Source organism: Caldicellulosiruptor sp. F32 (assembly GCF_000404025.1).
Classification (GTDB): domain Bacteria; phylum Bacillota; class Thermoanaerobacteria; order Caldicellulosiruptorales; family Caldicellulosiruptoraceae; genus Caldicellulosiruptor; species Caldicellulosiruptor saccharolyticus.
Map to the genome: position 1 here is coordinate 1 of NZ_APGP01000121.1, position 7,500 is coordinate 7,500.

General features: G+C 36.3%; 6 protein-coding genes and 3 pseudogenes (1 of these 9 only partly in view). 7 read left to right on the top strand and 2 right to left on the bottom strand.

The window, feature by feature from the left end; translation table 11 throughout:
* The 3 genes from H964_RS11530 to H964_RS11540 form a co-directional block, all read left to right on the top strand.
* On the top strand, positions 1 to 719 hold a 719-nt coding region (locus tag H964_RS11530; RefSeq protein WP_237738290.1), incomplete at its 5' end, for a DUF4367 domain-containing protein.
* A gap of 193 nt (positions 720 to 912) precedes the next feature.
* Positions 913 to 1,944 (top strand): hypothetical protein, encoded by a 1,032-nt coding sequence (locus H964_RS11535; protein WP_039767796.1) that lies wholly within the window; start codon positions 913 to 915, stop codon positions 1,942 to 1,944.
* 15 nt (positions 1,945 to 1,959) lie between these two features.
* Positions 1,960 to 2,274, top strand: coding sequence for a hypothetical protein (locus H964_RS11540; RefSeq protein ID WP_039767798.1), 315 nt, complete (start codon positions 1,960 to 1,962; stop codon positions 2,272 to 2,274).
* A gap of 2 nt (positions 2,275 to 2,276) precedes the next feature.
* Here H964_RS11540 and istB read toward each other — a convergent pair whose 3' ends face one another.
* Both istB and istA read right to left on the bottom strand, forming a co-directional pair.
* The gene (gene istB / locus H964_RS11545; RefSeq protein WP_039767800.1) at positions 2,277 to 3,041 is read right to left on the bottom strand and encodes an IS21-like element ISCbe3 family helper ATPase IstB; all 765 of its coding nucleotides are present in this window, start codon (positions 3,039 to 3,041) and stop codon (positions 2,277 to 2,279) included.
* A 19-nt stretch (positions 3,042 to 3,060) separates the two neighbouring features.
* Positions 3,061 to 4,266 (bottom strand): annotated as a pseudogene (gene istA, locus H964_RS11550) (IS21 family transposase).
* Positions 4,267 to 4,363: 97 nt separating this feature from the next.
* Between istA and H964_RS11555 the strand changes: the two are divergent.
* From H964_RS11555 to H964_RS11570, 4 genes and pseudogenes are all read left to right on the top strand, one after another.
* Positions 4,364 to 4,786: pseudogene (locus H964_RS11555) on the top strand (ATP-binding protein); the annotation flags it as partial.
* 63 nt (positions 4,787 to 4,849) lie between these two features.
* A pseudogene (locus H964_RS13600) lies at positions 4,850 to 6,184 on the top strand (recombinase family protein); the annotation flags it as partial.
* Between the two features lie 397 nt (positions 6,185 to 6,581).
* Positions 6,582 to 6,956: an ArsR/SmtB family transcription factor gene (locus H964_RS11565; protein WP_011916063.1), complete on the top strand. Its 375-nt coding sequence runs from the start codon at positions 6,582 to 6,584 to the stop codon at positions 6,954 to 6,956.
* Positions 6,957 to 6,969: 13 nt separating this feature from the next.
* Positions 6,970 to 7,500 carry the 5' end (the start) of a heavy metal translocating P-type ATPase gene (locus tag H964_RS11570; RefSeq protein WP_039767805.1) on the top strand. It continues 1,842 nt past the right edge of the window, so 531 of the gene's 2,373 nt are visible here — the first part of the coding sequence; its start codon is at positions 6,970 to 6,972; the stop codon falls past the right edge of the window.

A 7,500-nucleotide genomic window follows, 5' to 3' on the forward strand; every position in this document is an offset into this window, starting at 1 on the left:
CGAGGAGATTCTGGAAAGGGAGGAGAGTGCCGATGACAATTAATTTTACAGACGACATGCTGAAGAAAGCCGTCATTAAAGCGGACATATATGAGATAGAAACCCTGTCTACAGACGATGAAATAGAGTATGAGTTCTCAAATGAGTTTAAACGAAAGATGAAAAAGCTTATACGCCAAAGCAAAACAAAAAGCCCGGTTGGAGCAATGGCTTTTTTGCGTAGGCGTGCGGTCGCTTTTGTTGCTGCAATCATTATCCTGTTTGCGTCCGCAATGAGCGTATCGGCTGTGCGTGCCGCGGTATTTGAATTCATAACCGAGGTGTACGAAAAATTCACTCATATATTCTTTAATGAAAGCCGGTCATCTCAGGATGCGGCCGATGGATTTGCCATATATGAACCAGCCTATATACCGGAAGGCTTTAAACTGGTCAATAAAAACACCGACGGCCTTGTTCTGCTGGAATATGAAAAGGAAAATGATTTTATATCCTACAGCCAACAGTGCCTTGAAAACGTTTCAATCAACATAAATACAGAAGGTGTAAAACTGGAAGAACTTGAGTTCAAAGGTTTACCGGCCAAGTATTATTCCAATCAGGGCGTTCAAAACCTGGTCTGGTACGATGATGAGTATATGTACATGGTGTCGTCAACGATGGACAGGGATACCGTATTCAGAATCGCGGAAAGCGTTGAAGCCGCCGGCGGGAGATGAGTTTTCAGAACAAAAGAAAATTTTTCTAAAAAAATTTATATTTCCTGTCACAAAAACCTCTTGTGATTTGTTTTATTAGTGAGAACAAAAAACTAGGGGGATGATTCCGTTGAGCTATTTAAGGCGATATACGTTCATTAGTTGAATTGTTCTTTGCCAAACAGTGTTAAAAAACAAAAAGGAGGTTTCTACCATGAGAAAAATAATTTGTATAGTGCTAGCGATTGCAATTATAGCTTCATTTTCAGTAGTTCCGTGCTTTGCGGCAAACAGTAATGCGGATATCAAGGACAAAGATGCCTTGAAAGAGGCGAGCATAATGAAGCTGTTTGATGAGCGACAAAAACTGTTCTTTAATAAACCGGTTGACATTTCAAAGCTTAATGAAATAGATATTAAACTCAATTCTCTAGGAGTTGATTTTCTGACACTTGAAGAAGTTGAAAGACAATTTCCAGAAGCAAAAGCGATAAAGGATAAGGCATTAAAAGGAGAAACCGCAAACAAGGCATCTGCAGGAACAGATGTTATTGCAAATGTAGTTACGCCAAGTTCAAACGTTAATACATGGGCATCCTTTCGCTATTCTAATCAGTATTACAACGGTAAATACTACAATGTTCAGAAACTAATTGCCCAGCCTATCTCGGAAGACTCAGGCTTATGGGAAGAAGGACAGAGGACAGTGAATTTTAGCTTAAACTGGAAAGCGGGCATAACCAATTTAATTGAATCCATTGCATTGTCTGCAGCAGGTTCAATAGCATCTACCCCTATTACTGTTTATGATGCATTATCATCTGTCTGGGATGGGCTAAAAACGGTTTCAGATATTGACCCATCTGATGTAACCTATAGATGGGAAACACAAACAACGGCTGTTTTTACATATGTAAGACTGGAAAGTCAGAGTGATGACTATCAGTGGCTGTCACACATATCAACAAAATGTGTTACGGAAGTTGCATATATTGTTGATGTAGACAGCTGGAGACAAAATGGAACAGGCTCATGGGTTGTTTATCCGGATTTGGAGGCCGATACAAGATATTTATACCATACTCCCACATATTATAATAGCACATCGAGGGCTCTTTGGGCATACAATAATGTTAGTGGCACATATCACGATGCAATAAGCGAAATCACAATTTCAGGGCCGGAAAGCAAGAAAGTCCAGACTATATATCCATGCTATCCGCAATTTCCACTACACTGTGAGTAGAGGAGGGTATTTATTATGAAAAAATCACACATTATATTATTATTGATTCTAATTTTTGCAGTAATCGGTTTTTTTGTTCTTCAGTCCTGTAGCTTTTCACTAGCACTTGTCAGAGCTGGTTTGAATATGGGTGATGTTGAGGATATTGAGCACAGCTATGACAGTGTCATGAAGGAGTTTAAAGTTATAAAAACCAGTTCGAAAAAGCATGAGATAGTGCTTGCTCTGGTTACTAAAGATTCTATGGGCTTTTGGGAGGTGAAAAAAACCAGTGTAAATGTCAATATCAAAATGAACAAAAAATCGAAAATAAAAATGTACAAAAAATAAACTTATTTTTGCTGGTTTGTGTTGCTAAAATATGCTGTTTTTGACTGCAATCTGTATGAAGGACCTTTTATGAAAATCACGTAAGAATGATGGAGTAGCCTATCCAAAATTGCATTTGCTATCGTCGCTCCACCAAATATCTCTCCCCACTCTGAAAATACAACATCAGTTGTTATTATTGTACTGCTCTTCTCATATCTGCTCGATATCAGCTGGAAAAATAAATTTGCTCCATCATTGTCTATAGGCAAATAACCTATCTCATCTATTATTAAAACTTTGTATTTCGAAAAATGCTTAAGTCTGTACTCTAATCTGTTCTCCAATAATGCTTTCTTTAGCTGGGCTATTAACTCTTGAAAATGTATAAAATATGTTGAATACCTTCGTTTTGCACACTCTATACCTATTGCTGTGGCTAGATGCGTTTTCCCTACTCCTGGTGTTCCGACAAATAGTATATTTTCATTACCCTCTAAAAATCTTAAACTCATTAAGTCCATTATCTGTTGCTTGTTTATACTTGGCTGAAATGAAAAATCAAAATCTTCTATGCCTTTTATAAATGGGAAATTTGCTACCCTCACACATCCTAATATAGCCCTTTCTTCTTTGGCTTTTATCTCTAAATTACTGAGTTCATACAATGCATCTGTCATACTCTTTTCTCCGCTCGCCACTAAATCTAAATATTTGTCAAAATTATTCTTTATGTTGTGAAGTCCTAACTCTTCTAAGTTATTAAGCAGTTTCACATAGTTGCTCATTTTAGTTTTTCTTCTTTCCTCAGCTTTTCAACAGATTATCAAATTTTTTTAAATTTTCCTCACATATCTTGTTAAGCCCTTCTTTTTGCCCAACTCTCATTTGCATTAGCTGTTTGTAATCTTCATCGTGATAATTGATACTTTTTTTCATCAATAACATGTATCCTTAACAGGTTTGTGTTATAATAAATATAAATCTTGTTTTCCACCTCCTTTATCTGGACTGTCTTTCCTATGTATTCAGGTGGAACAGAGTATTTACTTCCCTTATAGTAGATCAGAGAGTCCTTTTGGACTTTAACTGACTTGTAGGAATTTAGGTAACTGTCTATTAGCCTTTTGTCTGGTAAGGGTTGTAAATACTCTTTTTCTTTCTGAAACAGAAGACCAGGTGGAACTTGAGTTGTTTGATTTGGCTGGGTATTTACTTTTGCGTTTATCTCTTTTACTATCCTCTTCTGTAGTCCTCTTCTGTTTCAAATTCACCCTGATATGGCAGTATCCAATCTATAAACTTATTTGCTGCTTCAACTTTTCCTTTTGTGTATGAATGTCTTGGTTTACAAAGCCTCACTTCAAATCCAAAGTCTTTTGCAAAATTTCTAAACCTTGAATTTACTTTAATTTTCCCACCTGTTATATCAACAACTGCTGGTGTATTGTCAAACAAAATCTCTTTCGGTACTCCACCTATATCTTTGAATATTCTTATTAGGCTTTCTATTAACTCTTCTTGAGTTTTTGTCTTGCTTAACTCAAAGCAGCAGTATCTTGAATAACCTAATTTAAAATCAAGAACGTTAATAATAAATTCCTCTCCATTTCTTGAAACAAGCTTTATATTCTCTTTCCAATCAACTTGCGCCTGTTTACCTGGATCTGTCTCAAACCTTGGATGACCCTTCATTTTCTTCTCACGTTTTAATCCTTTTTTCTTAACATACTTATTGAAGTTTGAGTATGTTCCTATTGTCTCATCTTTTGATTTAAAATACTCATAAACACCCTTGACTGTAACTCCTTTGATACCAAGCTTCGATTTTATCTCATCATAGTATTTGTCCAATTTACTTGGTTTATTTCTGCTCTTAGGTTTTCCTTCATAACCCTCATAATACTTTTTTACTGTTCTTCTGTCTATCCCATATATTCTTGCAAGTTCTGAAAAGTTAGGTTTCATTTTCATCGCCCTTATCATGTTTAAATGTGCTGTTAAGTTCTGCATTTGATATCCCTCCTCACTATGAGAAAGGATATCATATCAATGTACAATTTTGTACATCCTTATATTCCACTTTCAGTACATTTTTATTTTATCATTAACACTTGGATATAGAGTTTTGTTTACCACAGCAAACGAGATGTTAGAAGAGCTGTATATTTCAAGAGCTGATAATTCGTATCAACAAAAGTTAAAAAACTATGTTAATGTGGACCTGTTGATAATAGATAAGCTAAGCTTAAGGAAATTTAACCAAAGCAGTGTAGATGATTTTTATGAGATAATATCGAAGAGGTACGAGAGAGGATCAATAATAATAACTACAAACAAGGTATTTGAAGAGTGGCCGAGGATATTTTATGACCCAGTCTTAGCAACGGCAATTTTAGATAGATTTGTACATCACTGTCATTTTGTAGTTATCAAGGGTGAAAGTTATAGGATGAAACAACGGGAAGGGGCTATAAAAGCTTTAACAGATGATTCCAAGAATGAGTCAAATCAGTTAGATAATGATAATTAAATTTTTTTGAAAACAGGTGGGGAAAAAATATTATCAAAAGTGGGGAAAAGGTATTGACAATAACACACGAAAAAGCGTGAAGAATTTAACCGGATGATAGAAGAATGCATGCAGGGCAAAATCGATATGATAATTACGAAATCTATCAGCCGGTTTGCAAGAAATACGCTGGACTGCCTAAAGTACATAAGGCAGCTTAAAGAAAAAAATATTCCGGTTTACTTTGAAAAGGAAAATATAAACACATTGGATTCCAAAGGGGAAATCCTGCTGACAATTATGGCATCTTTGGCACAGCAAGAAAGCCAATCGTTAAGCCAGAATGTAAAACTGGGTATTCAGTACCGATATCAGCAAGGAAAAATCCATATTAATCACAACCGGTTTCTTGGCTATACAAAGGATAAGGATGGCAATTTAGTTATCGTACCTGAAGAAGCAGAGATCGTTAAACGCATTTACAGAGAATACCTTGAAGGTTCCAGTATGCTACAGATAGCAAGAGGTTTGGAGGCTGACGGAATTCTGACAGGTGCAGGTAATCACAGATGGCATACCAGCACCATCAATAAGATTTTGAGGAATGAAAAATATATCGGTGATGCGCTGCTGCAGAAAACCTATACTGTAGATTTTTTATCGAAGAAAAGGGTACCCAATAACGGTATAGTTCCACAATACTATGTAGAAAACAGCCATGAACCCATAATCCCGCGTGAAATTTATATGCAGGTTCAGGAACAGCTTGTCAGAAGATGTGTGCATATAAGTAAGAACGGAAAGAAGAGAAACTACAGCAATAATCATCCTTTATCACAGATAGTTTTCTGCGGCAATTGTCATGAAATATTTCGAAGGGTTCATTGGAATAACCGAGGAAAGAAATCAATCGTATGGAGATGCGTCAGCAGATTGGAAAACACCGGTTTGTTTTGTACCGCTTCCACTATACTTGAAGATACTCTCAAAGAGAAGATTGTAGAAGCTATCAATATAGCCGTCAGCGGGAAAAACTCTTTCCTGGCCATACTGAAAAAGAATATTGAAACCGTATTAAACGAGGATTTGGACGAGAGTACGGCAGATATTGATAAAAGGCTGGAAGAGCTTCAAGCCGAGTTGATCCAATTGGCAAATTCAAAGGAAGCATATGATAATATTGTCAATGAGATTTACCGCTTACGGGACTTAAGGCAAGAAACCCTTTCAAGAAACGCTCTCCGTCAAGATAAGCGGGATCGGATAGCTGAAATGACTGACTTTCTTAACACGCAAACCGGTGATATAACGGAGTTTGATGATAAACTGGTTAGAAAACTTGTTGAAAAAGCAATTGTATATGATGACAGGCTAGTGGTAGAGTTTAAGTCAGGGTTAGAAATAGAAGTAAACCTATAAGCTCGTATTAAGATAGCCGCCAGTAGGGGAAGAGTACTTATACTATTATAAATAACTACAGGAGACATAATTGGATTACCGATTGCGGGAGCAGAAGCAAAATGCGCTGGTTAAAAATGCAGAGCGTGAAGGAAGAAGCAGCGAATAGCTGAAATGACAGACGTGAACTCGTTTCAGCAAGCTGAAACATCGGGGAATCAGATGGAGAGTCTACTCCACCTGATTAAAACCCACCTACGCTGCGCTTAGAGGTGGCGGTCTTGACCGTAAAGCTAAAAGATAAACACACTTGAACAATTACTCATATGTTTTTATTGACAAACGGAGAATTGAGGTTTATAATATATATGAAAACTTATTCAAGTGTTCAATTGAATGATAAGGAGGTGATATAAATATGGCAAAAAAAATTCAACCAATTGAAAGATGCGACTGTGATGTAATACATGAGGAAATTGTAAATAAAGTGCGAGAAAAAATGCCTCAAGAAGAAACTCTATATGATCTAGCAGAACTATTTAAAGTTTTTGGAGATTCAACAAGAATTAAGATACTCTGGGCATTAGGTGAATCAGAGATGTGCGTTTGCGATATTGCATTCTTATTAAATATGACCCAATCAGCAATTTCACATCAGCTAAGAGTCTTAAAGCAGGCTGGACTAGTAAAGAGCAGAAGAGAAGGAAAGATTGTATTCTACTCTCTTGAAGATGAACATGTAAAGCAAATATTTGACCAGGGATTAATTCATATTTCAGAAGAAAGTAAGTAAAGGAGGGTCAGTAATGTTAAAGAAGGAAGTAATTTTAGAAGGTTTAGATTGCGCAAATTGTGCAGCTAAAATTGAAGAAGAGGTTAATAAATTAAATGGAGTCAAAGCCTATATGAACTTCATGAACAAGACATTGACTTTAGAAATTGAATCAGAGCAAGAGTATAAGAATATATTACAGCAAGTTAAAACCATAGTGCACAAGCACGAACCGGATGTGGTAGTGAAAGAAAAATCCGTTAACAAGAGCAATAAAAAGGTGAACAAAAGCATAGTAATACTTGAAGGACTTGGCTGCGCGAATTGTGCAGCTAAAATAGAAAAAGAAATAAGCGGTCTAGAAGGAGTTGAATTTGCTGCAGTAGATTTTGTTTCGAAGAAACTAACACTGGAAATAAGTCCGAAAGTCAACCGCTCTGAGTTAAATGAGAAGATTGAAGGCATAGTAAAGAAAATAGAGCCAGATGTAAAGGTCATTTTTGAGGAGAATACATCTAAGGCCAACGTAAAAGAAAATAATGAAGAGGAAGAAGAAGGTGTCAAC